The sequence below is a fragment of the Pseudomonas sp. C1C7 genome (genome assembly GCF_013359595.1).
Lineage (GTDB): Bacteria > Pseudomonadota > Gammaproteobacteria > Pseudomonadales > Pseudomonadaceae > Aquipseudomonas.
In genome coordinates this window covers 100,366-122,554 of the sequence record NZ_JABFMP010000010.1, presented here as the reverse complement: position 1 = coordinate 122,554, position 22,189 = coordinate 100,366, and the positions used below count along the sequence as shown (strand labels likewise).

The window sequence follows — 22,189 nt, the reverse complement described above, 5'->3', positions numbered from 1 at the left end:
ACTTGCGCGGGCAATTTAGTCTGGCATCGGCAACCAAGCAAGCGCTCGGCCAGAAGATATTTCCGGAGTTTACAAACCAAGCGCTTGCTTGGTAGTCTCGAAACACTTTGTCGAAAGGGGGTTATGCAAGTGACTGCGGCCAAAACCATTCGCATCGGTTGCGCCAGCGCGTTCTGGGGCGACACCTCGACTGCCGCCGCGCAACTGGTGGACGGTGGTCGCCTGGACTACCTGGTATTCGATTACCTGGCGGAAATCACCCTGTCGATCATGGCCGGGGCACGGATGAAAGATCCCCAGGCCGGCTATGCCAGCGATTTCGTCGAAGTCTTGAGTCCTCTGCTCTCCCGGCTCGCCGAACAGAACATCCGCGTGATCAGCAATGCCGGTGGGGTCAATCCGCAGGCCTGCGCCGCCGCCCTGCAAGCGGCCTGCGACAAGGCCGGAATCGCCCTGAAGATCGCCGTGCTGCTGGGCGACGACCTGCAACCGCAGTTCAAACAACTGAGCAGCCGCGGCATTCATGAAATGTTCAGCGGTGCGCCCCTGCCGCCGATGTGCGTCTCGACCAACGCTTACCTGGGCGCGCCGGGCATCGTCGAGGCCCTGCGCCTGGGCGCCGACATCGTGATCACCGGGCGGGTGGTCGACAGCGCCGTGGTCAGCGCCGCGCTGGTGCATGAATTCGGCTGGTCCTGGCAGGACTACGACAAGCTGGCCCAGGCGGCATTGGCCGGCCACATCATCGAATGCGGCGCCCAATGTACCGGGGGCAATTTCACCGACTGGCGCGAAGTGCCCGACTACGAACACATCGGTTTCCCGATCGTCGAAGTCAGTGCCGACAGCCAGTTCATCGTCAGCAAACCCGAAGGTTCCGGCGGGCTGGTCACGCCGCTGACGGTGGGCGAACAGATGCTCTACGAAATCGGCGATCCACGGGCCTATCTGCTGCCCGATGTGGTCTGCGATTTCACCCAGGTCAAACTGGTGCAACAGGGCAAGAATGCGGTTCGCGTGCACGGCGCCAAAGGCTTGCCGCCGACCGCTCAATACAAGGTCAGCGCCACCTTTCCCGACGGTTTCAAATGCACCGCCAGTTGCCTGCTCGCCGGCATCGATGCGGTGGACAAGGCCCGTCGCGTCAGCCAGGCGATCATCGACAAGACCTCGGAAATGTTCGAGCAACGCGGTTGGGCACGTTACACCGACGTGAACATCGAACTGCTCGGCAGCGAAGCCACCTACGGCCCCCACGGCCAGCGCCGGGACAGCCGCGAGGTGGTGATCAAACTGGCGGTGCGCCATCCGAACAAGCAGGCGCTGATCCTGTTCTCCCGGGAAATCGCCCAGGCCGCCACCGGCATGGCACCGGGACTGACCGGCATCGTCGGCGGTCGGCCGACGGTCTATCCGCTGATCCGCCTGTTCTCCTTCCTCATCGACAAAAGCGCCTGCGCGGTGGAGATTGAATTCAACGGCCAGCGCCTGCCCTGCGCCCTGCCCGCCGTCGATGTGCTCGACCCCGACACCTTGCCCCTTCCGGTCGATCCGCCAAACCCCGGCGAGCGTGCCGACGCCAGCGTGGCCCTGATCAAGCTCGCCGTGGCTCGCTCCGGCGACAAGGGCAACCACAGCAACATCGGGGTCATGGCCCGCGAGCCGGAGTTCCTGCCGTGGATCGCCGAGGCGCTGACGCCGGCGGTGATCGTCGACTGGATGAGCCACGTCCTCGATCCGATTCACGGGCGCGTCGAGCGCTGGTATCTGCCGGCCAGCCACAGCCTGAACTTCCTGCTGGAAAATGCCCTCGGCGGCGGCGGTGTCGCCAGCCTGCGCATCGACCCGCAAGGCAAGGCGTTCGCCCAGCAACTGTTGGAAATCCAGATTCCGGTGCCCCGGCGCATCGCCGACCAGGTCAACTAGAGGACTGCCGTCATGGCCTACGATTCGATTTTCCGAGCCGACCTGTTCGCCGGCCAAACGATCATCGTCACCGGTGGCGGCAGTGGCATCGGCCGCTGCACCGCCCATGAACTGGCAGCCCTCGGCGCCCATGTGCTGCTGGTGGGACGCAAGGCCGACAAGCTCAAAAGCGTCGTCGCCGAGATTGCCCAGGACGGCGGCCGTGCCGACTGGTGCACCTGCGATATCCGCGATGAAGAAGCGGTCACCCACATGGTCGGCGAGCTGATCCGCAAGCACGGGCCGATTCACGGCCTGGTCAACAATGCCGGCGGGCAGTACCCGTCGCCGCTGGCCTCGATCAACCAGAAGGGTTTTGAAACCGTGGTGCGCACCAACCTGGTGGGCGGTTTCCTGATGGCCCGGGAAGTGTTCAACCAGTCCATGAGCAAACACGGCGGGGCCATCGTCAACATGCTCGCCGACATGTGGAGCGGCATGCCCGGCATGGGCCACTCGGGCGCGGCGCGTTCAGGCATGGACAACCTGACCAAGACCGCCGCTTTCGAATGGGGTTACGCCGGGGTGCGGGTCAACGCGGTGGCGCCGGGCTGGATCGCCTCCAGCGGCATGGACACTTACGAAGGCGCCTTCAAGGCCGTGATCCCGACCTTGCGCGAACACGTGCCGCTCAAGCGCATCGGCACCGAATCGGAAGTCAGCGCGGCGATCGTGTTCCTGCTGAGCCCGGCGGCGGCCTTCATCAGCGGCAGCACCTTGCGCATCGATGGCGCCGCCAGCCTCGGCGGGCGCGCGTGGCCGATCCACAAGGCGACCAACAGCGAGTCGTACAACGGTTTCCACCGCGCCTATCTTCCCGACGTGCTCAAAGACAAGGAATAACCCATGCCGGTGATTCAGTCGCAACTCGATCCCCACAGCGAGGCGTTCGCGAGTAATCGCAAGGCCATGCTGGCGTGTGTCGAACAGATCCGTCAGCTGGAACAGGACCTGTTGAACAAGGCGGACGAAGCCAGGGCCAAATTCGACAAGCGCGGGCAACTGCTGCCGCGCGAACGCCTCAACCTGCTGCTGGACCCCGGCGCGCCTTTTCTCGAACTGGCCAGCCTTGCCGGCTACAAACTGCACGATGACAAGGACGGCAGTTCGGCCGGTGGCGGGCTGATTGCGGGGATCGGTTATGTGTCCGGCGTGCGCGCGTTGATCGTGGCGAACAACAGCGCGATCAAGGGTGGGACCATTTCCCCCAGCGGCCTGAAAAAATCCCTGCGCCTGCAACAGGTCGCCATGGAAAACAAACTGCCGGTGATCACCCTCGCCGAAAGCGGTGGCGCCAACCTCAACTACGCGGCGGAGATTTTCGTCGAAGGCGCGCGCAGCTTCGCCAATCAGGCGCGGATGTCGGCCATGGGCCTGCCGCAGATCACCGTGGTGCACGGTTCGGCCACGGCGGGCGGCGCCTATCAGCCGGGTTTGTCGGACTACGTGGTGGTGGTGCGCGGCAAGGCCAAGCTGTTTCTCGCCGGTCCCCCGCTGCTCAAGGCCGCCACCGGTGAAATCGCCACCGATGAAGAACTGGGCGGCGCCGAGATGCACGCGCAACTCGCCGGCACCGCCGAGTATCTGGCGCAAAACGACGCCGACGGTGTGCGTCAGGTGCGCGAGATTGTCAGCCTGCTGTCCTGGAACGATCAGCTGCCACAGCGTGCGCAGCCTGAATGGCAAGAGCCGCTCTACCCCGTCGAGGAACTGCTGGGGCTGATCCCGGACGATCCGAAAAAGCCCTACGACGTGCGGGAAATCATCGCCCGAATCGCCGACGGCTCGAGCTTTCTCGACTTCAAGAACGAGTTCGATCAGCAGACCGTTTGTGGCCACCTGAAAATCCACGGGCGCACCTGTGGCTTCATCGGCAACAACGGCCCGATCACGCCCAAAGGCGCGAGCAAGGCGGCGCAGTTCATCCAGCTGTGCGACCAGAGCCAGACGCCACTGCTGTTCTTCCACAACACCACCGGCTTCATGGTCGGCACCGAATCGGAACAGCAAGGCGTGATCAAGCACGGCGCCAAGATGATCCAGGCGGTGGCCAATGCCCGCGTGCCCAAGCTCACCATCGTCGTCGGCGGCTCCTATGGCGCCGGCAACTACGCGATGTGCGGCCGCGGCCTCGACCCGCGCTTCATCTTCGCCTGGCCCAACAGTCGCACCGCTGTGATGGGCGGTGCCCAGGCGGGCAAGGTGCTGCGCATCGTCACCGAGGCCAAACAGGCCAAAGACGGCCTGGTGCCCGACCCGAAAATGCTCGACATGCTCGAACAGGTCACCGCGCAGAAACTCGATGCCCAGTCCACGGCGCTCTATGGCAGCGCCAACCTGTGGGACGACGGCCTGATCGACCCGCGCGATACCCGGACCTTGCTGGGGTTCTTGCTGGACATCTGTCACGAGGCCGAGGTGCGGCCGTTGCAGGCCAACAGTTTTGGTGTGGCGCGGTTCTAATGCCAGTCAGTCCAGGCAAAACGCGGTCCTTGTAGGTCCCGCGGCGGCTCAACTGATTGGGCTTAAAGCAGTGCCCCCATATTTAAGGAGAACAATAAAAATGATCTTCACCCAGGAACACGAAGCACTGCGCCGCACCGTCCGCCAATTCGTCGATCACGAGATCAATCCGCACGTCGAGGCCTGGGAAAAGGCCGGGCGTTTTCCGATTCACGAGATCTTCCGCAAGGCCGGCGAGCTTGGTCTGCTGGGCATTTCCAAGCCGGAAAAATTCGGCGGCATGGGGCTCGACTACAGCTACTCGATCGTCGCCGCCGAAGAGTTCGGCACCATCCATTGCGGCGGCATTCCGATGTCCATCGGCGTGCAGACCGACATGTGCACCCCGGCGCTGGCGCGCTTCGGCTCCGATGAACTGCGCGACGAGTTCCTGCGCCCGGCCATCAGCGGCGAGCAGGTGGGCTGCATCGGGGTCTCCGAAGTGGGTGCCGGTTCCGACGTGGCCGGGCTGAAGACCACCGCGCGCAAGGACGGCGACGACTACGTGATCAATGGCAGCAAGATGTGGATCACCAACTCGCCGAGCGCCGATTTCATCTGCCTGCTGGCCAACATCTCCGACGACAAACCGCACATCAACAAGTCGCTGATCATGGTGCCGATGAACACCCCGGGCATCAGCCTGAGCAGCCATCTGGACAAGCTCGGGATGCGCAGTTCGGAAACCGCCCAGGTGTTTTTCGACAATGTGCGCGTACCGCAACGCAACCGCATCGGCCATGAAGGCGCGGGCTTCATGATGCAGATGCTGCAGTTCCAGGAAGAACGCCTGTTCGGCGCGGCGAACATGATCAAGGGCCTGGAGCACTGCGTCGACAGCACCATCGAATACTGCAAGGAACGCAAGACCTTCGGCAGTGCGCTGATCGACAACCAGGTCATCCACTTCCGTCTCGCCGAATTGCAGACCGAAATCGAATGCCTGCGCGCGCTGGTCTATCAGGCCACCGAGCAATACGTCAAAGGCCAGGACGTCACCCGCCTGGCCTCCATGGCCAAGCTCAAGGCCGGGCGACTGGGCCGGGAGGTCACCGACAGCTGCCTGCAGTACTGGGGCGGCATGGGCTTCATGTGGGACAACCCGGTGGCCCGCGCCTACCGCGATGTGCGGCTGGTGTCGATCGGCGGCGGCGCCGACGAAATCATGCTGGGGATCATCTGCAAACTCATGGGCATCCTGCCGGGGAAAAAGAAATGAGCCTCCTGCCGGTTTGCGAGACGTTGCTGCTGGAGCCGTACAGCGGCGTGCTGCACATCACCCTCAATCGCCCGCAAAGCCGCAACGCCATGAGCCTTGAGATGGTCAGCGAACTGCGCGCAGTGCTGGCGGCGGTGCGTGACGAGCGCGCCATTCGCGCCCTGGTGATCAGTGGCGCCAACGGCCACTTCTGTGCCGGCGGCGACATCAAGGACATGGCCAACGCCCGCGCTCAGGGCGCAAGCGCCTACCGCGATTTGAACCGTGCCTTCGGTGCCCTGCTGGAAGAAACCCAGCGCGCGCCGCAAGTGGTGATCACGGTCTTGCAGGGCGCGGTGTTGGGCGGTGGCTTTGGCCTGGCCTGCGTCAGCGATATCGCCATGGCCGATCATCAGGCGCAATTCGGCCTGCCGGAAACCAGCCTCGGCCTGCTGCCGGCGCAAATCGCGCCGTTCGTGGTGCAGCGCATCGGCCTGACCCAGGCCCGGCGCCTGGCGCTGACGGCGGCGCGGTTCGATGGCAAACAGGCGTTGCGAATGGGGTTGGTGCATTTTGTCGAACAGGACCCGCAAGCCCTCGCCGAACGCCTCGATGAAGTGCTGGCCCATGTGCTGTGTTGTGCGCCGGGGGCGAATGCCGCAACCAAACAATTGTTGCTGGCCAGTGCGCAGCAGCCGTCGGCGCAGCTGCTGGATCAGGCGGCGCAGTGGTTCAGTGAGGCGGTGACGGGAGCCGAGGGGGTCGAGGGGACCCTGGCTTTTGTGCAGAAGCGCAAACCGGGGTGGGCCTCCTGAAAGCATCGCGGGCGAGCCTCGCTCCTACGGTGCGCGTAATCCTGTAGGAGCGAGGCTTGCCCGCGAAGAGGCCCTCACATTCACCACAGAACCAGGGGAATCAACCATGCCCGGCTTCAGCAAAATCCTCATCGCCAACCGCGGTGAAATCGCCTGCCGCATCCAGCGCACCGCCCAGGCCCAGGGCTATCGCACCGTCGCCGTGTTCAGCGACGCCGACGCCGATGCGCTGCATGTGCAGATGGCCGACGAAGCCGTGCACATCGGCCCGTCCGCGGTGCAGCAGTCCTACCTGAACATCCCGGCGATCATCGACGCCGCCCGCCGCACCGGCGCCGACGCGATCCATCCGGGCTACGGGTTTCTCTCGGAAAACGCCGACTTCGCCCGCGCCTGCCAGGCGGCCGGCATCACCTTCATCGGTCCCGACGCCGAGGCCATCGAACTGATGGGCAGCAAGCGCCTGTCGAAAATCGCCATGCTCGACGCCGGCGTGCCATGCATCCGCGGTTACCAGGGTGCCGAGCAGGACGACGCGACGCTGAGTCGCGAGGCCGAACGCATCGGCTATCCGTTGATGATCAAGGCCAGTGCCGGCGGTGGCGGACGGGGCATGCGTCTGGTGCACGAGTCGAAAGATTTGCCGGAGCAGATTCGCACCGCGCGCTCCGAAGCCCTGCATGGTTTTGGCAGCGACGAACTGATCCTCGAACAGGCCTTGATCGAGCCCCGGCACGTCGAGGTTCAGCTGTTCGGCGACCGCCACGGCAACCTGATCTACCTGGGCGAGCGCGACTGTTCGATCCAACGGCGCCATCAGAAAGTCATCGAGGAAGCGCCTTGCCCGGTCATGACCGAAGCGCTGCGCCAGGCCATGGGCGAAGCGGCGCTCAAGGCCGGTCGCGCCGTGAACTATGTCGGCGCCGGCACTGTGGAATTCCTGCTGGATGCCCGGGGCGAGTTTTACTTCCTGGAGATGAACACCCGTCTGCAAGTGGAGCACCCGGTGACCGAGCTGATCACCGGCCTGGACCTGGTGGCCTGGCAGCTGAACATCGCCGAAGGGCAACCGCTGCCGCTGCGTCAGGAACAGGTACGACTCAACGGGCACGCCATGGAAGTGCGGCTGTATGCCGAAGACCCGGCCCGGGATTTTCTGCCGCAGACCGGGCGGATCGATGCCTGGGAACCAGCGCTGAACAGTGGCGTGCGGATCGATCATGGCCTGATCGAAGGCGCCAGCATCAGCCCGTTCTACGACCCGATGCTGGGCAAGCTGATCGCCCATGGCGCGACCCGCGAAGAGGCCCGGCGCAAGTTGCTGCGGGCGGTGCAGGACAGCGTGTTGCTGGGGGTGCAGAGCAACCAGCGCCTGCTCGCCAGCCTGTTGCAACACCCGCAATTCATCGAAGGCCAATTCAGTACCGCGTTCATCGCGCAGCACTTCGCCGAGCATCCCTGCCTGCGTGTGCATGAACCCAGTGCCGAAGAGCTGGCGATTGCCACCGGCCTGCTCTATCAGGCATCGACACAAGCGCACCGTGGTCCGCTGGCCGGCTGGCGCAACAACGCCAGTGCGGCGCTGCACTATCGGCTAGGGCTGGATGAACAGCAGTGGTCGGTGTCATTGAATGCCGTGCCGGGCGAGGCGTTGCGGATTCAAGTGGCCGAACGCAGTCTTGCGCTGAAGATCATCGATTGCGATGGACGCCAGGCGATCCTGGAAATCGACGGCATCCGCCAGCGCCATGCCTACCGCTTGCAGGCCGGGCAAATCTGCCTGTTTACCCGCCCCGGCAGCCTGCGCCTGGAAGACCGCACCCAGGCGCCGGTCAGCAGCCAGGCCAGCGCCAGCTGCGGCACGCTCAAGGCGCCGATGGATGGGGCGATCGTCGATGTGCTGGTCAACGAGGGCTGCCAGGTCAGCAAGGGGCAACTGCTGGTGGTGCTGGAGGCGATGAAAATGGAACATCCGCTCAAGTCCGGCATCGACGGCGTGCTCAAGCGCCTGCAGGTGCAGGTCGGCGATCAGGTCAAGAACCGGCAGATTCTGTTGGAGGTCGAATCGGTCGGCTAGGCGGAACCGCAGGGTTTGGCTACGCTCAAACCCATCAAGACGCGGATACCGGGAAACCCTGCAATGCCTCACTGGCTGGTCATTGATCTGGAAGCCACCACCGATGACGGTGGCTGGCCTGTCACGGAAATGGAAATCATTGAAATCGGCGCCACGCTGGTGGACCGCAAAGGGCGCGAAGTCGACCACTTCCAGCGCTTCGTGCGGCCCTTGCGGCGGCCGCTTCTGACCCCTTTTTGCCGGGAGCTGACCCACATCAGCCAGGCCGATGTCGACTCGGCGCAGACCCTGAGCGAAATCTGGCCGTCGTTCGAGCAATGGCTGGGGCAGCATCCGTCACCGCTGGAGGGCTGGGTCAGCTGGGGTGATTACGATCGCAAGCAGCTGATTCAGGAGTGGCAGCGCCTGCAACTCGACAGTCAGCTGAGCCGCACGCCGCACATCAACCTCAAGCAGCGCTTCGCCAAGGCCCGGCGCCTGGAACGGCCACTGGGGCTCAACAGCGCGCTGCAACTGGCCGGCCTGCAATTTACCGGGCAGCAGCACCGGGCGCTGGAGGACGCACGCAATACGGCTCGTCTGCTGCCGCAGATTCTCCCCCCTCTGGAGAGGTGACGGCACCGGCCCCCTTGTGCATACTGGCCGGCCCTTTTTAGCCCTTTTCGAGGAATCGCCCATGTTTAAAGTCAACGAGTACTTCGACGGCACCGTCAAGTCGATCGCCTTTGGCACCGCTGAAGGTCCGGCGACCATCGGCGTCATGGCTCCGGGCGAATATGAATTCGGCACCAGCCAGCGTGAAATCATGCACGTGGTGTCCGGCGCCCTGACCGTCAAACTGCCGGACAGCAGCGACTGGCAGACCTTCGCCGCCGGCAGCCAGTTCAACGTGCCAGCCAACAGCAAGTTCCAGCTGAAGGTTGCCGTCGACACCGCTTACCTGTGCGAATACCGCGGCTAAACCCTCGGGTTTCACAGCGCAAAAAAATGCCCGTGTCCAAGGACACGGGCATTTTTGTTTAACGGGCGTTTATTCCAGAACGGTGACCGGCATGCCGACTTCGAGGCGGCCGTTGCCATCGTTGACCAGATTCTGCCCGAACATCGCGCCATTGGCGTTGGCACGGTATTGCTGCAAGGTCGCAAAAGGTTCGCGATCGGCACTGCGTTCACCGGTCTGCGGGTCGATGGTGGTGAGGATGCAGCGCGAGCACGACTTGACCACCCGGAACTCGACCTCGCCGATGCGAATGCGCTTCCAGCCGTCCTCGGCAAAGGCTTCGCTGCCCTCGATCACCAGATTCGGCCGGAACCGCAGCATTTCCATGGGGCGACCGACCTTCCGCGACAGATCCTCAAGCGAGGCCTGGCCGATCAGCAACAACGGAAAACCGTCGGCGAACGCCACCTGATCGTCATCCTTGCCATAACCCGCCTCGGTAGTACGGGCGCGCTCGAGCGGGATCTGCACCAGGCGTGTCGGCTTGCCGATAAACTCGCTGACCCAGGCTGCCGCGGCATCGCCGGCATCCGGCACCCGCAACGTGTCGCGCCAAATGGTCACGCCGCGCAGTTCGGCATCGCTGGCAGGCAAGGCGACGTTGATCATGGCTTGACCGGGCGCCTCGAGGCTCAGCCCACCCTCGGCATTCCACAACGCCGACAACTGACTCATCTGCGCCACCGCCCGCTGAGTCAGAAACCGCCCACTGGCCTCGTCCACCAGCATCCAGCGTCGATCACCGTCCAGCCCCAGCTTGTCGAGACCGACCTGCTGCAAAGTCTCACCCTTGCCGGATTTCAACGGATAACGATAAAGCGCGCTCAGACGCAGCATGGCCAGCTCCCTGAAAAACAAAAAAGCCACCCTATACGAGCTTCAGCGTTGAATCAAAGGTTGAAATCTCACCTGCGCTCTTCGTAGGAGCTGTCGAGTGAAACGAGGCTGCGATCTTTTGATTTTTTAGAAGCAAGATCAAAAGCTCGCGAGCAAGCCCGCTCCCACAGGGTTTACGCCGGAACTTCGTCGAGCACCAGACGCTGGCGCACCACATCCACCAACTTGTCCGGCTGAAACTTGGAAAGAAAGTTATCGCACCCCACCTTCTTGACCATCGAATCGTTGAAACTGCCCGACAACGACGTATGCAACACCACATACAAACCACGCAAACGCGGATCATTGCGGATTTCCGTCGTCAGCCGATAACCATCCATCTCCGGCATCTCCGCATCGGTAAAGACCATCAACAGCTTCTCGGTCATATCGACACCACTGTCCGCCCACGCCTTGAGCATGTTCAACGCCTTCAGGCCGTCACTGGCAATATGCATCTTCACCCCCAACTGCCCCAGGGTATCTCGCAACTGCGCCAAGGCCACGTTGGAGTCATCCACCAGCAGCACCTCACGACCACGGGCACGCTCGAGCACCGGGTCGGCCAGTTTCTCCCGGGATACCTTGGCGTTGTAAGGCACGATCTCCGCCAGGACCTTCTCCACGTCGATGATTTCCACCAACTGATCATCGACCTTGCTGATGGCCGTCAGGTAATGCTGGCGACCGGCGCTGCCCGGCGGCGGCATGATCGCTTCCCAGTTCATGTTGACGATGCGATCCACGCCACCGACCAGGAACGCCTGCACGGAACGGTTGTACTCGGTAACGATAATAGTGCTGTTCGGCCCCGGAACCAGCGGACGCATGCCGATGGCCTGGGACAGATCGATCACCGGCAGGGTCTGGCCGCGCAGGTTGACCACCCCGCAAACGAACGGGTGACGCTGAGGCATCAGGGTCAGCTTCGGCAGCTGCAGGACTTCCTGCACTTTGAACACGTTGATTGCGAACAATTGCCGTCCGGCCAGGCGGAACATGAGAATTTCCAGGCGATTCTCACCCACCAGTTGCGTACGTTGGTCTACCGTATCAAGAATGCCGGCCATTACTGACTCCTGGGCGTTGTACCGATGTAATTCACGAATAGGAGGTTATCGGCTGGATGTGAAAGACCTTGACCCCGTACAAAATGCCGCACTCCAACATTGATGTCACATTAACATCATGCTTTACTGACGATGTGAATTTATCTGCTACATTTTCTGAGCGCGCGACCATTGATAATTCAATAGGTTCCGTCGCGTAAGGGATTCCCTGAGCAACAATCAGGTGCAACCTGATATTCGCAATATCCAATAGCCATTAATGTGACGCCATTCTCATTGCATGAATGGAGTCAGGCTTTTGTGTGCGATCGCGGGCCCTCAGCCCTATACCCTCATAACTAGTTCCGCAGCCGGTACCTCTGCCTGGCGGAACGCGATTGCACGACGAAACGCAGACGTCGGAACGACCAACGTTCTCGTCGACACACACGACATCCCCTCACTAGTCATGACGTTGTGGAGATAAGCATGCCGGACAATCGTAAAGAGTGGGCAAAGCGGGTCCCGGAGTTTCTGGTCGAAGCCGAATCGCTTCTGGCCAAGACGGAGGAATGCCTGAGCCACCTGCAATTGATCAGTAATGACAGGGACGCAATCGATTGCCTGCTCAGTACGCTGCTCAAACTGGCCAGCAAGGCGGACGCCCTGGCACTGGCTGCCGTGTCTGAGTTTTCCCTGCACATCCACGGCCTGCTCAACCATGCCCAGAGCCATATGGACCTGCACGACGAGGCCTTGGGCGCCCTCAAGGACTGCCTGACGCTAATCGCCTGGCAGCTCGAGCTGATCGACCAGAACACCGGCCAGTTGTGTCTCGATGAAACCGAGCAGACGACCCTGATCGAAGCCTTTGCCATCCAGGTGGGTCATCGCCCGTTTCAACTACCGGTCAATTCCAAGCCTTTCACCGTTGCGCCCTACATGGAGCGTCAGGCCTGAGACGCTGGAACCGTGTCGTAATTCACAATTATTGCTGTTAGTTGACGGTTATTTGATTTAACCCTTGTCGTATTTGAATATCGCTTATCCAATTGCGACCCATGCAAGTAACAACTCTTCCTTCAGGCAACTAAATGCCTGTCCAGAACAGGGGCTCAGCCGGAACTGAAACAACGGGTTCTGTGGTAAATCGAAGCTAAATGGTGACGATACCCCCACTTTCCTGGTGAGATTCCACTTTCCCAATGCCATGTTCCTGACTTCCCGGACATATAACCCGTGCGCGACCAACGGTATCTTAAGTGGTACTATGCCGCCCATTAGTTGACGTCAAATAATGGCAAGATGATTTTTTACTGGCCCGAACAAGTTTCCGGCCGGTTTTCCTGTACAAAAATCATGTGCCATTGACGTTGTTGTACAACATGACAAACAGAGGCCCGTCAGAGCATGACCGGGCTGCCCGCAGCGCATCTTCATTGGCTCCATTCCGTTATGTACGCCAGCCTCAAGTCACTCGCCACCTGGCCACCCTCTCGAGAAAACGCGCGTCGGTTCACGCTTTCGCTGTGCGCCTGCTCGACGCTGGGTAGCCTGCTGGTCTATTGCCTTTCGATTCCGCTGCCCCTGGGTCTGATGATTCTCAACATCGCGGCTTTGAGTTGCGTCGGGGTGCAATATCGGCTGTCGCGCAAATCGATCAAGTTTCAGCCGCAGGAACTGGCCGATCGCTTGTTGGAGGTTCAAGAGAACGAACGGCACCGGCTCAGTCGTGAACTGCATGACGACATCGGCCAGTTGCTGACCGCGGCGAAGCTGCAAAGCGCCTGGCTCAAGCGCCGGATGCCCGAAGAACTCCAGGGACAATGCGCCGTGCTGTGCGACACCCTGGAAGAAACCCTGACCAAGGTCCGGGATGTGTCGGCCATCCTCAATCCGAGGCAGCTGACCAGCCTGGGCCTGGAAGCCAGCCTGCGGGCGCATCTGCTGAAGACGCTGGCCAATACCTCCGTGCACTGGAGCCTGGAATGCCACCAGCGCCTGACCGGAATCCCGGAAGAAATGGCCGTGGCGGCGTTTCGCATTACCCAGGAAGCCGTCACCAACATGTTGCGCCACGCCAATGCGCAGAATCTGGTGGTGTGCGTGCAGCGCTTGCCTCAGGGTCTTTCGCTGTCGATCCGTGACGACGGCCAGGGTTTCGCCCCCGCCACCGACCCCGGTCGCGAGGGACAGCGCGGCATGGCCGGCATGTCGGAGCGGATCACTCAGTTGGGCGGCACGCTGAGCGTCACCAGCGAGCCGGGCCAAGGCACTCAAATCGAAGCTCTGTTCCCCTGGGCGCCCCGCGCGCTCGAACGGGCCAGTACGAATAAGGTTATGCATTGACTTGTAACTTACTTCTGGTGGATGACCACTCGCTGATCAGGGCTGGCGTGCGCGCCCTGGTGATGGACCTTCCTGGTTATGCCGTGATCGGCGAGGCCAACGACGGCTCGCAGCTGCTGGCCATGGTCGAACATCTGTCCCCGGATATCGTGCTGCTGGATATTTCCATGAAGCAGACCGGTGGCCTTGAGGCGTTGCAGCAGCTCAAGCGCATCCGTCCCCACAGTAAGGTGCTGATCCTGTCGATGCACACCGACCCGGCGCTGATCATGCAGGCTCTGGAATCCGGGGCCCATGGCTACCTGCTCAAGGACACCACCCCGACCGAGCTGGAACATGCCCTTGAAGCCTTGCGCAACAACGAACGCTACCTGAGTCCGGCCATTGCCCACACCGTGATCACCCAGGCCCTGACCCGGAACCAGACCGCCCCCGAGCCCTCGGATACTCACAACCTGACGGCCCGTCAGCTGGAAATCCTGCGCCTGATCGTTCGCGGCAAGTCCACCCGGGAAATCGCCAACGGCCTGGGCCTGAGCGTCAAGACCGTGGAAACCCACCGCTCGCAAATCATGAAACGCCTGCAGATTTTCGATGTGGCGGGCCTGGTGTTGTTCGCCGTGCGCGAGCAGATCATCAGTCTGGACGACTGACAGGTTGCGTCGCGCTCAATAGCGGCGAATCCTTTGGCAAATGCACGCGAAGGGCTGCCGGTCGCGCCGAAAAACGCAGACTGTCCCCTTCCAGCGGCTCGCCATCGAGGTTGATGTACAGGCCTTCGGAGACCTTGATCTCGACCCACGGCAACCGGGCCCGCACAAACAGGCTGTCGAGGCCGAAACCATCTGCCAGCAGGTTCTTCAGAGTGTCGACCAGCTCCTGCGGCGCAGGCAGGATGCTGATATCGAGCAAGCCATCGTCGGCCAGTGCCTGTGGACACAGCACATGCCCGCCCCCTGCCTGCCGGCCATTGCCGATCCCGAGGGCCAGCAGATCACCGCTCCAGTGGAAATCCGGTCCCTGCAATTCGCCATAGGCGGCGTGCAGTTCGCTGAAGCGCGACAATCCTGTGAACAAATAGGCCGCGCCGCCCAGAACCTTTTTCAGATCCTCGGAGGTGTTGGCGGTGACCTGGCTGCCGAATCCGCCGGTGGCCATGTTCAGAAACACCTGGCCACCGACTTCTCCCAGATCGATCGCACAGGGCTCAACGTCCAGCAGATTCAGTGCCTGGGCCGGTTCCAGTGGCACGCCGGCCGCACGGGCAAAGTCGTTGGCGGTGCCGAGCGGCATCAGGACCAGACTGGCCTGGCTCGACTGTTCGGACAGGGCTTCGGCGATATCCCGCAGCGTACCGTCGCCGCCTCCGGCAATGATCTGCCGATAGCCCGCCGCCAGCGCCTCACTCACCAGGCGCTGGGCATCGCCCGCCTCCCACGTCAGCCGCACCGCCAGCTCCCAACCCTGTTGGCGTTTGCTCTCGACGGCGGCGCGGACCTCTTCGTTGAGCGCCTGCTTGCCATGCAGAATCAGCAGCGCTTTGCGTTCGCTCATGTGCAATCCCCCCGGGTTTGAGTGCCATACGGGAGATGTTGACCCTCGACCCCGTAAGAAAAGTCGATGCCAATCCAATTATTTTCCTTCGCGCACGCCCAAGCCATGCAAGACAGGATTTTTCTTACAAAAGGTGAGGAATTGCCTTAATTGACCATCAGGTGGGATTCATACACTTTGGTGTCCGGATTTTTCAGCCTTCCGCAGAATAAAAAACCCAAGGAGAAGTTGAGATGGAACCCCGAGTCACCGAACTGGAGGCACACCTCAAGTACCTGCGCAAAGACATGGAAAACGTGCGCAGCGAAGTCAAATCCATCAAGCATCGCCTTGCCTATACCGTGGGCGGGACGGCGGTGTTGCTGGGTCTGCTGGGCTGGATTGCCAATAGCCGGTTTGATCAGCTGGTGACGTTGTTGCTGGCGCATTGAGCTCTTCGAACTCAATAGAACTGTAGGAGCCGAGCTTGCTCGCGATGAACCCGAGAACGCCGCGGGGTGTCGGGCCCCCAGCGTCATCGTTAACGTCCATCGCGAGCAAGCTCGGCTCCTGCAGTTACGGTTAGAGCACTTCGCTCAACGGTATGAAGTACACCGAATCACCCGCCACCAACGTGCGATCCTCCAGCACTTCAACCAGCCCATCCGCCCAGGCGGCGCTGCGCAACACACCGGAACTCTGGTTCCTGTAGATGATTGCCCGCCCGTTCTCCAGGCGACCGCGCAAGTACTCGCGTCGATGGCCCGCGACAGGCCAGTCAAACCCGGCCGGCACCTGGATCTTCAGCGGCTCGACCTGTTGCACGCCCAGGCGACGCAGCAGATAGGGCCTGGCCAATAGAGCGAAGGTCACCAGTGTCGATGCCGGATTGCCCGGCAAGCCGATCACCGGCACTCCGCGAAAATGCCCAAATGTCAGCGGCTTTCCGGGCTTGATCGCGAGCTTCCACAAACTCAGTTCACCCTCTTCGCGCAAGGCGATGCCGAGAAAATCCGCCTCGCCCACCGAAACGCCACCGGTGGAAAGAATCAGGTCGACATTCTTCAGTTCGCCCAGCCGCGCACGGGTGGTGTCCAGATTGTCCGGCAGAATGCCGGCGTCGATCACCTCGCAACCCATGCGCTGCAACCAACTGCAGAGCACCACGCGATTGCTGTTGTAGATCTGCCCGGGCCCCAGCGGCTGCCCCGGTTCGATCAACTCATCGCCGGTGGACAACACCGCCACTCGCACCCGGCGAATCACCTCCAGCTCCGCGCAACCGAGAGAGGCGGCCAGGCCCATTTCGATGGGACCAAGGACAGTACCTGCCGACAGGATCAATTCGCCGACCGTGGTCTCCTGCCCCTGTGGACGAATGTTTTGCTGCGGCGTGAGTCTTTCGGTGAAGACCACGCGCCCATCCGCCTGGACTTGGGCGTTTTCCTGCATCTCGACGCAGTCTGCGCCGGCTGGCACCGGCGCGCCGGTGAAGATCCGGGCACAGGTGCCCGGCTGCAACGGGTCAGGCGCCTGCCCGGCAAAAATCTTCTGGCTGACCACCAGCGGCTCGCCGGTCCAGTCGGCCGCGCACAGGGCATAGCCGTCCATGGCGCTGTTGGGCCATGGCGGCAGATCGAGGGTCGACAGCAGATCGTCGGCCAGCACACGCCCCTGGACCTGCGCCAGCGGCAAGCGCTCACGCTCGACGATGCTCGAGGCCTCGGCCATCTCGAGCAAACGCGCCAGCGCCACCTCGACCGGCATCAGGCTGCCGGTCTTGCCCGGCTTACCCGCGGGATTCACAGGGAGCCGCCTGTTTCAGATGAGGAACGAAATTGCACGGGCGATGACGCGAATCCAGCTGTTCGGCGAGGATGCCGTCCCACCCGGTGCGTACGGCGTTCGTCGAGCCCGGCAGGCAGCAGACCAGCGTGCCATTGGCCAAACCTGCCAGCGCGCGGGATTGAACGGTCGAGGTGCCGATGTCGGCGACCGAGATCTGCCGGAACAGCTCACCGAAACCGTCCACCTGCTTGTCGAGCAGACAGGCCACCGCTTCCGGCGTGCTGTCGCGTCCGGTGAAGCCGGTGCCGCCGGTGATCAACACCACCTGGACGACGTCGTCGGCAATCCAGTTGGCGACTTGCGCACGGATTTTATAAAGATCATCTTTGAGCAGGACCCGGGAAGCCAGGTTGTGGCCGGCGGCGGTCAAGCGGTCGACGAAGACCTGGCCTGAGGTATCGGTTTCCAGGGTTCGGGTGTCGCTGACCGTCAGAACCGCGATGTTGAGCGGTGCGAAAGGTACTTCAGCCTTGGTAGTCATAGGCTCATCCAGTTGTAGGAGAAACAGCCCGGTGTTATATCACAGCGCCCCATTTTCTCGCCGCCCCACCCTGCTTAATGGAAACCCGCCATGACCTCGAATCATTTGCCCCCCTGCTCCATTCTCCTCCTGGCGGGCGGCCGCGGCCAACGCATGGGCGGTCAGGACAAAGGCCTGGTGCAATGGCACGGCGAGCCGCTGATTGCGCACCTGCACCGCAAGACCCGGGCGCTGAGCGATGACCTGATCATCTCCTGCAACCGCAACCTGGAAAAATACGCGCCCTACGCCGACCAGTTGGTTCACGACGACGAAGGCGACTTTCCGGGCCCCCTGGCCGGCATCCGGGCGGGCCTGAAAGCGGCGCGCCACAGCCACATGCTGGTCCTGCCCTGCGATGTGCCGCGGGTCGATGAGGCGCTGATCGCCAGCATGCGCGAAGCCGCCAGCCTTCATCCGGACAAGCCCTTGATGCTGCGTCATGACGATCACTGGGAGCCTTTGCTGTGCGTCATACCCGTGGCACTTCGCGATGATGTCGAGAGCGCCTGGCAACAGGGCGAGCGCAGCCCGGGACGGCTCATGCGCCAACTCGGCGCCACCGCCCTGCAGTGCCCCGACAACGATCCGCGGCTGGCCAACCTCAACACCCCGGAACTGTTAAGCGCCCACAACACTGTGTCAGACTGATCGCACCGAGGAACTTGCACGCGCTGCACACGTCTGAAGTTTAGTAATCAAGTATTCATTTTCGGAGACACACCATGACTCAACGGACCCTGGCCACTTTCATGCTCGCTCTGGGCCTCGCTACCCTCGCCGGTTGCTCGTCGCCTGCAGTGATCACTCTGAATGACGGCCGCGAGATCCAGGCCGTCGACACGCCTAGCTATGACAAGGATTCGGGCTTCTACGAATTCGAACAACTGGACGGCAAGCAGACCCGCATCAACAAGGATCAGGTTCGCACCGTTAAAGAGTTGTAATCCGCGCGGCGACTACCGGATACGAAAATGCCCCGACTTGTCGGGGCATTTGCTTTTCTGGCGGACGCCAATCAAGGGTTCGGTTCTTTCGCCAGCTTGTCCACGCGGGTGATCGCCTGGGTGGCTTCGGTGATGCATTTCTTGTCGTCGTTCGCGGCATTGGCCGCTTCCGCGCTGGCCTGCATGCGTTTGACTTCCATGGTGGTGTTTTCAGAGGTCGCCGGCAGGGTGGTTACCTTGTCCTTGAGTTCCTGCAGCTTGATCGTGCAAAGGTCATGGTCCGAAGAGGCATGGACGGGAGAGGCCAATATTGCAGCGCAAATGAACATTCCAGTGAAAACGGTACGTTTCATGGGTATCTCCTTGCATGGAAGGTCTCGGAGCCGCCGGACGATCTGGCGGCTGTCCCGAGTGCTTTGAACACCACCCTCAGGGGGCCTGTTCAAAAGACTGCAAAGCTGATCATAAATTCGATTTATTCGAACTTCGCATGAGCCGGATCGCCCTGGATTACCACTGCAGGGTGATCTCACTCTCGAAGGTTCTCTGCTGCCCCGTGACCGGATCCACGAACGTCAATCCCTGGGCCAACAGCTTCAAGGGATTAGCGTAGTCGTCCTGCGCATCCTTGAGCACCTGTGGATAAAACGGGTCGTTGCAGATGCTCGCGCCCAACGCGGTCATGTGGACTCGCAGCTGATGCTGTTTGCCCGTGACCGGGGAAAGCGCATAGCGCCAGAGCTCTCCGTTGCGCTCTTTGACCTCGACCAGGGTTTCGGTATTCGGCGTGCCCGGCCCTTCCTGCATGCGAAAGAACGGCTCGCCGTTGATCATTCGGCTTTTATGCACCAGGGGAAATGAAAGCTCAGGCAGTGCCGGGGCGATGGCTTCGTAGCGCTTTTCGATTTGCCGGGTGGGGAACAGCGACTGATACGCCGAGCGAGTTTGAGGATTGGCGGAAAACAGCACCAGCCCGGCCGTATGCCGGTCGATGCGATGCAGCGGCACAAGATGCGGGTTGTCCAGGCGACGGATCAGGCGTCTGAGCAATGTCTGTTCGACATAGCCACCCGAAGGCGTCACGGGCAGAAAATGCGGTTTGTCCGCCACCACCAGATGCTCGTCCGCATACAGGATCGATTCGACCACCGGGATCGGTTTCTCGTCCGGTACTTCGCGAAAATAATGGATGCGCAGGCCCTGCTTGTACGGCAGGTCCAGCGGAATGGGAGCACCCTGTGCGTCCAGCACGCGGCCCCGGGCGAAACGGTCCAGCCACTGTTCACGACCGATGGCGCTGAAGTGCTCGCACAGGCAATCGAAAACGGTCTGCCACGAACCAGGCGGCAAGCAGAGTGTGCTGGCCTGGCTGTGTGCGGCGGAAAAAGATGAACTGGACATTTGAAAACTCTGGATCTCAGGCAGAGCGGCATTATCCAACAGCGCTGCGCACGAACCTAGCGAAGAATCAGGCTGGTATCGGTGTGCGCGCCGCGGCCTCGGTGTACTCCTTGAGCCAGCGCAGGACATCGACCGCCTCCCAGCGTACCGGGTCATACAGGGCGTACAACAAGCCCTGATAACCCACGACGTCCAGCTGGCGGTGATAGCCGGCACGCTGGAACAAGGCTTCGATTTCCGCGAAACAGGTATTGAAATGCAGTTTGTTGAAAGGCGTCTTGCCTTCGGTGACCAGCCCGTCCAGGCGCAATTCGAGCACCGCCTCGCGGACGACGTCCACCGACATCCGGTTCACGCTGCTCTTCAACTGTTCGACATTGACCACGATTCATCCCTCTCACGCCCGGACCGCCCCGCTCACCCCTGAATCCAGGAACAGCAGCGCGCAATCCGAATAACTGTATGCGCATACAGTATCCGAATCGCACCGTTTAAGCCAATAGGATGAAGCGTAGAGTTCGACCGGCGGAGCGGTCGTCAAGAAAGGCTAACGCAGAAAATCCACCACATCGTCGGAGCCGAACGGCCAGCCCAACTCCGCCCCGGTATCGATCCGTCGCAAAACCGGAATCCGCAGGCTATAGGCCTGGAACCAGGTTTCATCGTCGGCGATGTCCACCAGTTCCACCAGCAGGCCGCGCTCGACGAACTCCATCAGCAGGGCTTCGGCCACTTCACAGAGGTGGCACCCCAGGGTGCCGAACAGCTGACATTCAGGAGGCATGAGCGCTCAACCACAAAAATGAAGTGACTATTCTAGGCCCGCCCCGAAAAGTCGTCGAGCGCCCGACCGGCGCAGATCACTCCTGGTTGACCGCACCGATCTTGTGAATCGACAGGTCCGCGCCGTAATACTCTTCTTCCTGGCTCAGGCGCAGGCCGTGGAAGGCCTTGATCGCGCCATACACCGCATAGCCGCCGACGAATGCCACCACCACGCCCAATGCCGTGCCGATCAACTGGCTGATCAGGCTGACTCCGCCCAACCCGCCCAGTGCGCTCTGACCGAAGATGCCGCAGGCGATGCCGCCCCACACACCGCACAGACCATGCAACGGCCAGACACCCAGCACATCATCGAGGTGCCATTTGCTTTGAGCCGCGGTAAAGCACCAGACGAACAACGCCCCGGCGATCGCCCCGGTGACCAGCGCGCCCACCGGATGCATCAGATCGGAGCCGGCACAGATCGCCACCAGCCCGGCCAGCGGACCGTTGTGCAGGAAGCCCGGGTCATTGCGCCCGACGATCAACGCGGCCATTGTACCGCCGACCATCGCCATCAACGAGTTCACCGCCACCAACCCGCTGACGCCTTGCAGGGTCTGCGCGCTCATTACGTTGAAGCCGAACCAGCCGACGATCAGGATCCACGAGCCCAGCGCCAGAAACGGAATGCTCGACGGTGCGAACGCCACCAGGCGCCCTTCGCGGTAGCGACCGTTACGCGGCCCGAGCAGCAACACCGCCGCCAGCGCCAGCCAGCCGCCCATGGCGTGCACCACCACGGAGCCGGCGAAGTCATGGAAACCCGCGCCGAAACGCTCGAGCAACCAGGCTTGCAGGCCGAAGTTGCCGTTCCAGACCATGCCTTCGAAGAAGGGATAGATGAACGCCACGATCAGTGCCGTCGCGCACAGCTGCGGAACGAAGCGTGCGCGTTCGGCGATGCCGCCGGAAATGATCGCCGGGATGGCCGCGGCAAAGGTCAGCAGGAAGAAAAACTTCACCAGCCCGTAACCGTGATCGACGTTGAGCGCCGCCGCCGGTTGCATGAAGGTCACCCCATAGGAAATCCAATAGCCTATAAAGAAGTAGGCCAGGGTCGAAACGGCGAAGTCGCTGAGGATCTTCGACAGCGCGTTGACCTGGTTTTTCTGGCGCACCGTGCCAACTTCAAGGAAGGCAAAACCGGCGTGCATGGCCAGGACCATGACCGCACCGATCAAAATGAACAACGTGTTGGAGCTATGGACCAGGCTGTCGACAGCGCTTTGCAGATTTTCCATGGATCAGGCAGACCTCAAGGCAGAAAAAAGCACCAAAGCA

General features: G+C 61.7%; 23 protein-coding genes and 1 pseudogene. 14 read left to right on the top strand and 10 right to left on the bottom strand.

Annotated elements, in window-relative coordinates; genetic code table 11:
• Positions 1-123 precede the first annotated feature (123 nt).
• The 8 genes from HNO86_RS11070 (at position 124) to HNO86_RS11035 (ending at position 9,518) form a co-directional block, all read left to right on the top strand.
• The gene (locus tag HNO86_RS11070) at positions 124-1,926 is read left to right on the top strand and encodes an acyclic terpene utilization AtuA family protein (RefSeq protein WP_175377028.1); all 1,803 of its coding nucleotides are present in this window, start codon (positions 124-126) and stop codon (positions 1,924-1,926) included.
• A 12-nt stretch (positions 1,927-1,938) separates the two neighbouring features.
• Positions 1,939-2,808 (top strand): SDR family oxidoreductase, encoded by an 870-nt coding sequence (locus tag HNO86_RS11065; protein WP_175377027.1) that lies wholly within the window; start codon positions 1,939-1,941, stop codon positions 2,806-2,808.
• A gap of 3 nt (positions 2,809-2,811) precedes the next feature.
• A complete protein-coding gene (gene atuC, locus HNO86_RS11060) occupies positions 2,812-4,428 on the top strand; it encodes a geranyl-CoA carboxylase subunit beta (RefSeq protein ID WP_175377026.1) in 1,617 nt (538 codons plus the stop codon).
• Between the two features lie 100 nt (positions 4,429-4,528).
• Positions 4,529-5,686, top strand: coding sequence for a citronellyl-CoA dehydrogenase (gene atuD / locus HNO86_RS11055; RefSeq protein WP_175377025.1), 1,158 nt, complete (start codon positions 4,529-4,531; stop codon positions 5,684-5,686).
• Entirely contained in the window at positions 5,683-6,480 is a 798-nt protein-coding gene (locus tag HNO86_RS11050) for an enoyl-CoA hydratase/isomerase family protein (RefSeq protein WP_175377024.1), read from the top strand. The genes atuD and HNO86_RS11050 overlap by 4 nt, the downstream gene beginning before the upstream one ends.
• A 106-nt stretch (positions 6,481-6,586) precedes the next feature.
• Complete coding sequence (locus HNO86_RS11045) at positions 6,587-8,557, top strand: acetyl/propionyl/methylcrotonyl-CoA carboxylase subunit alpha (RefSeq protein ID WP_175377023.1); 1,971 nt, start codon at positions 6,587-6,589, stop codon at positions 8,555-8,557.
• Positions 8,558-8,620: 63 nt separating this feature from the next.
• Positions 8,621-9,172, top strand: a complete 552-nt coding sequence (locus HNO86_RS11040; protein ID WP_175377022.1) for an exonuclease domain-containing protein — start codon at positions 8,621-8,623, stop codon at positions 9,170-9,172.
• Positions 9,173-9,233: 61 nt separating this feature from the next.
• Positions 9,234-9,518: a pyrimidine/purine nucleoside phosphorylase gene (locus HNO86_RS11035; RefSeq protein ID WP_018929993.1), complete on the top strand. Its 285-nt coding sequence runs from the start codon at positions 9,234-9,236 to the stop codon at positions 9,516-9,518.
• 69 nt (positions 9,519-9,587) lie between these two features.
• Here the strand turns inward: HNO86_RS11035 and HNO86_RS11030 are convergent, their stop codons facing one another.
• The gene (locus tag HNO86_RS11030; RefSeq protein ID WP_175377021.1) at positions 9,588-10,394 is read right to left on the bottom strand and encodes an MOSC domain-containing protein; all 807 of its coding nucleotides are present in this window, start codon (positions 10,392-10,394) and stop codon (positions 9,588-9,590) included.
• 173 nt (positions 10,395-10,567) lie between these two features.
• On the bottom strand, positions 10,568-11,503 hold the full coding sequence (locus tag HNO86_RS11025) for a chemotaxis protein CheV (protein ID WP_175377020.1): 936 nt from the start codon (positions 11,501-11,503) through the stop codon (positions 10,568-10,570).
• Between the two features lie 468 nt (positions 11,504-11,971).
• On the opposite strand from HNO86_RS11025, the gene HNO86_RS11020 reads away from it, so the two are divergent.
• From HNO86_RS11020 to HNO86_RS11010, 3 genes are all read left to right on the top strand, one after another.
• The gene (locus tag HNO86_RS11020; RefSeq protein WP_175377019.1) at positions 11,972-12,442 is read left to right on the top strand and encodes a hypothetical protein; all 471 of its coding nucleotides are present in this window, start codon (positions 11,972-11,974) and stop codon (positions 12,440-12,442) included.
• 495 nt (positions 12,443-12,937) lie between these two features.
• Complete coding sequence (locus HNO86_RS11015; RefSeq protein ID WP_175377018.1) at positions 12,938-13,831, top strand: sensor histidine kinase; 894 nt, start codon at positions 12,938-12,940, stop codon at positions 13,829-13,831.
• Positions 13,828-14,484: a response regulator transcription factor gene (locus tag HNO86_RS11010; RefSeq protein ID WP_175377017.1), complete on the top strand. Its 657-nt coding sequence runs from the start codon at positions 13,828-13,830 to the stop codon at positions 14,482-14,484. Before HNO86_RS11015 ends, HNO86_RS11010 begins: the two co-directional genes overlap by 4 nt.
• Here the strand turns inward: HNO86_RS11010 and yegS are convergent.
• Positions 14,468-15,385: a lipid kinase YegS gene (gene yegS / locus HNO86_RS11005; protein ID WP_175377016.1), complete on the bottom strand. Its 918-nt coding sequence runs from the start codon at positions 15,383-15,385 to the stop codon at positions 14,468-14,470. The genes HNO86_RS11010 and yegS overlap by 17 nt on opposite strands.
• A 212-nt stretch (positions 15,386-15,597) precedes the next feature.
• Between yegS and HNO86_RS11000 the strand changes: the two are divergent.
• Positions 15,598-15,816: pseudogene (locus tag HNO86_RS11000) on the top strand (hypothetical protein); the annotation flags it as partial.
• 130 nt (positions 15,817-15,946) lie between these two features.
• Here HNO86_RS11000 and glp read toward each other — a convergent pair.
• Positions 15,947-17,170: a gephyrin-like molybdotransferase Glp gene (gene glp, locus HNO86_RS10995; protein WP_175377014.1), complete on the bottom strand. Its 1,224-nt coding sequence runs from the start codon at positions 17,168-17,170 to the stop codon at positions 15,947-15,949.
• Entirely contained in the window at positions 17,154-17,693 is a 540-nt protein-coding gene (gene moaB, locus HNO86_RS10990; protein WP_175377013.1) for a molybdenum cofactor biosynthesis protein B, read from the bottom strand. The genes glp and moaB overlap by 17 nt, the downstream gene beginning before the upstream one ends.
• 90 nt (positions 17,694-17,783) lie before the next feature.
• Between moaB and mobA the strand changes: the two genes are divergently transcribed.
• Positions 17,784-18,383, top strand: a complete 600-nt coding sequence (gene mobA, locus HNO86_RS10985) for a molybdenum cofactor guanylyltransferase MobA (protein WP_175377012.1) — start codon at positions 17,784-17,786, stop codon at positions 18,381-18,383.
• Between the two features lie 74 nt (positions 18,384-18,457).
• The gene (locus tag HNO86_RS10980) at positions 18,458-18,679 is read left to right on the top strand and encodes a YgdI/YgdR family lipoprotein (protein WP_110964155.1); all 222 of its coding nucleotides are present in this window, start codon (positions 18,458-18,460) and stop codon (positions 18,677-18,679) included.
• Between the two features lie 71 nt (positions 18,680-18,750).
• Here the strand turns inward: HNO86_RS10980 and HNO86_RS10975 are convergent, their stop codons facing one another.
• The 5 genes from HNO86_RS10975 to HNO86_RS10955 form a co-directional block, all read right to left on the bottom strand.
• Positions 18,751-19,032 (bottom strand): hypothetical protein, encoded by a 282-nt coding sequence (locus tag HNO86_RS10975; RefSeq protein ID WP_175377011.1) that lies wholly within the window; start codon positions 19,030-19,032, stop codon positions 18,751-18,753.
• A gap of 157 nt (positions 19,033-19,189) precedes the next feature.
• On the bottom strand, positions 19,190-20,080 hold the full coding sequence (locus HNO86_RS10970; RefSeq protein WP_175377010.1) for a pseudouridine synthase: 891 nt from the start codon (positions 20,078-20,080) through the stop codon (positions 19,190-19,192).
• 67 nt (positions 20,081-20,147) lie between these two features.
• The gene (locus tag HNO86_RS10965) at positions 20,148-20,465 is read right to left on the bottom strand and encodes a transcriptional regulator (protein ID WP_175377009.1); all 318 of its coding nucleotides are present in this window, start codon (positions 20,463-20,465) and stop codon (positions 20,148-20,150) included.
• A 162-nt stretch (positions 20,466-20,627) separates the two neighbouring features.
• Complete coding sequence (locus HNO86_RS10960) at positions 20,628-20,864, bottom strand: glutaredoxin family protein (RefSeq protein WP_175377008.1); 237 nt, start codon at positions 20,862-20,864, stop codon at positions 20,628-20,630.
• Positions 20,865-20,940: 76 nt separating this feature from the next.
• A complete protein-coding gene (locus HNO86_RS10955) occupies positions 20,941-22,149 on the bottom strand; it encodes an ammonium transporter (protein ID WP_175377007.1) in 1,209 nt (402 codons plus the stop codon).
• Positions 22,150-22,189: the final 40 nt, after the last annotated feature.

What these genes read in the sequence shown, in the direction of transcription:
- HNO86_RS11070 (WP_175377028.1), top strand. Translation starts at nt 124, where the DNA reads ATGCAAGTGACTGCGGCCAAAACCATTCGCATCGGTTGCGCCAGCGCG.
- HNO86_RS11065 (WP_175377027.1), top strand. Translation starts at nt 1,939, where the DNA reads ATGGCCTACGATTCGATTTTCCGAGCCGACCTGTTCGCCGGCCAAACG.
- atuC (WP_175377026.1), top strand. Translation starts at nt 2,812, where the DNA reads ATGCCGGTGATTCAGTCGCAACTCGATCCCCACAGCGAGGCGTTCGCG.
- atuD (WP_175377025.1), top strand. Translation starts at nt 4,529, where the DNA reads ATGATCTTCACCCAGGAACACGAAGCACTGCGCCGCACCGTCCGCCAA.
- HNO86_RS11050 (WP_175377024.1), top strand. Translation starts at nt 5,683, where the DNA reads ATGAGCCTCCTGCCGGTTTGCGAGACGTTGCTGCTGGAGCCGTACAGC.
- HNO86_RS11045 (WP_175377023.1), top strand. Translation starts at nt 6,587, where the DNA reads ATGCCCGGCTTCAGCAAAATCCTCATCGCCAACCGCGGTGAAATCGCC.
- HNO86_RS11040 (WP_175377022.1), top strand. Translation starts at nt 8,621, where the DNA reads ATGCCTCACTGGCTGGTCATTGATCTGGAAGCCACCACCGATGACGGT.
- HNO86_RS11035 (WP_018929993.1), top strand. Translation starts at nt 9,234, where the DNA reads ATGTTTAAAGTCAACGAGTACTTCGACGGCACCGTCAAGTCGATCGCC.
- HNO86_RS11030 (WP_175377021.1), bottom strand. Translation starts at nt 10,394, where the DNA reads ATGCTGCGTCTGAGCGCGCTTTATCGTTATCCGTTGAAATCCGGCAAG.
- HNO86_RS11025 (WP_175377020.1), bottom strand. Translation starts at nt 11,503, where the DNA reads ATGGCCGGCATTCTTGATACGGTAGACCAACGTACGCAACTGGTGGGT.
- HNO86_RS11020 (WP_175377019.1), top strand. Translation starts at nt 11,972, where the DNA reads ATGCCGGACAATCGTAAAGAGTGGGCAAAGCGGGTCCCGGAGTTTCTG.
- HNO86_RS11015 (WP_175377018.1), top strand. Translation starts at nt 12,938, where the DNA reads ATGTACGCCAGCCTCAAGTCACTCGCCACCTGGCCACCCTCTCGAGAA.
- yegS (WP_175377016.1), bottom strand. Translation starts at nt 15,385, where the DNA reads ATGAGCGAACGCAAAGCGCTGCTGATTCTGCATGGCAAGCAGGCGCTC.
- moaB (WP_175377013.1), bottom strand. Translation starts at nt 17,693, where the DNA reads ATGACTACCAAGGCTGAAGTACCTTTCGCACCGCTCAACATCGCGGTT.
- mobA (WP_175377012.1), top strand. Translation starts at nt 17,784, where the DNA reads ATGACCTCGAATCATTTGCCCCCCTGCTCCATTCTCCTCCTGGCGGGC.
- HNO86_RS10980 (WP_110964155.1), top strand. Translation starts at nt 18,458, where the DNA reads ATGACTCAACGGACCCTGGCCACTTTCATGCTCGCTCTGGGCCTCGCT.
- HNO86_RS10975 (WP_175377011.1), bottom strand. Translation starts at nt 19,032, where the DNA reads ATGAAACGTACCGTTTTCACTGGAATGTTCATTTGCGCTGCAATATTG.
- HNO86_RS10970 (WP_175377010.1), bottom strand. Translation starts at nt 20,080, where the DNA reads ATGTCCAGTTCATCTTTTTCCGCCGCACACAGCCAGGCCAGCACACTC.
- HNO86_RS10960 (WP_175377008.1), bottom strand. Translation starts at nt 20,864, where the DNA reads ATGCCTCCTGAATGTCAGCTGTTCGGCACCCTGGGGTGCCACCTCTGT.
- HNO86_RS10955 (WP_175377007.1), bottom strand. Translation starts at nt 22,149, where the DNA reads ATGGAAAATCTGCAAAGCGCTGTCGACAGCCTGGTCCATAGCTCCAAC.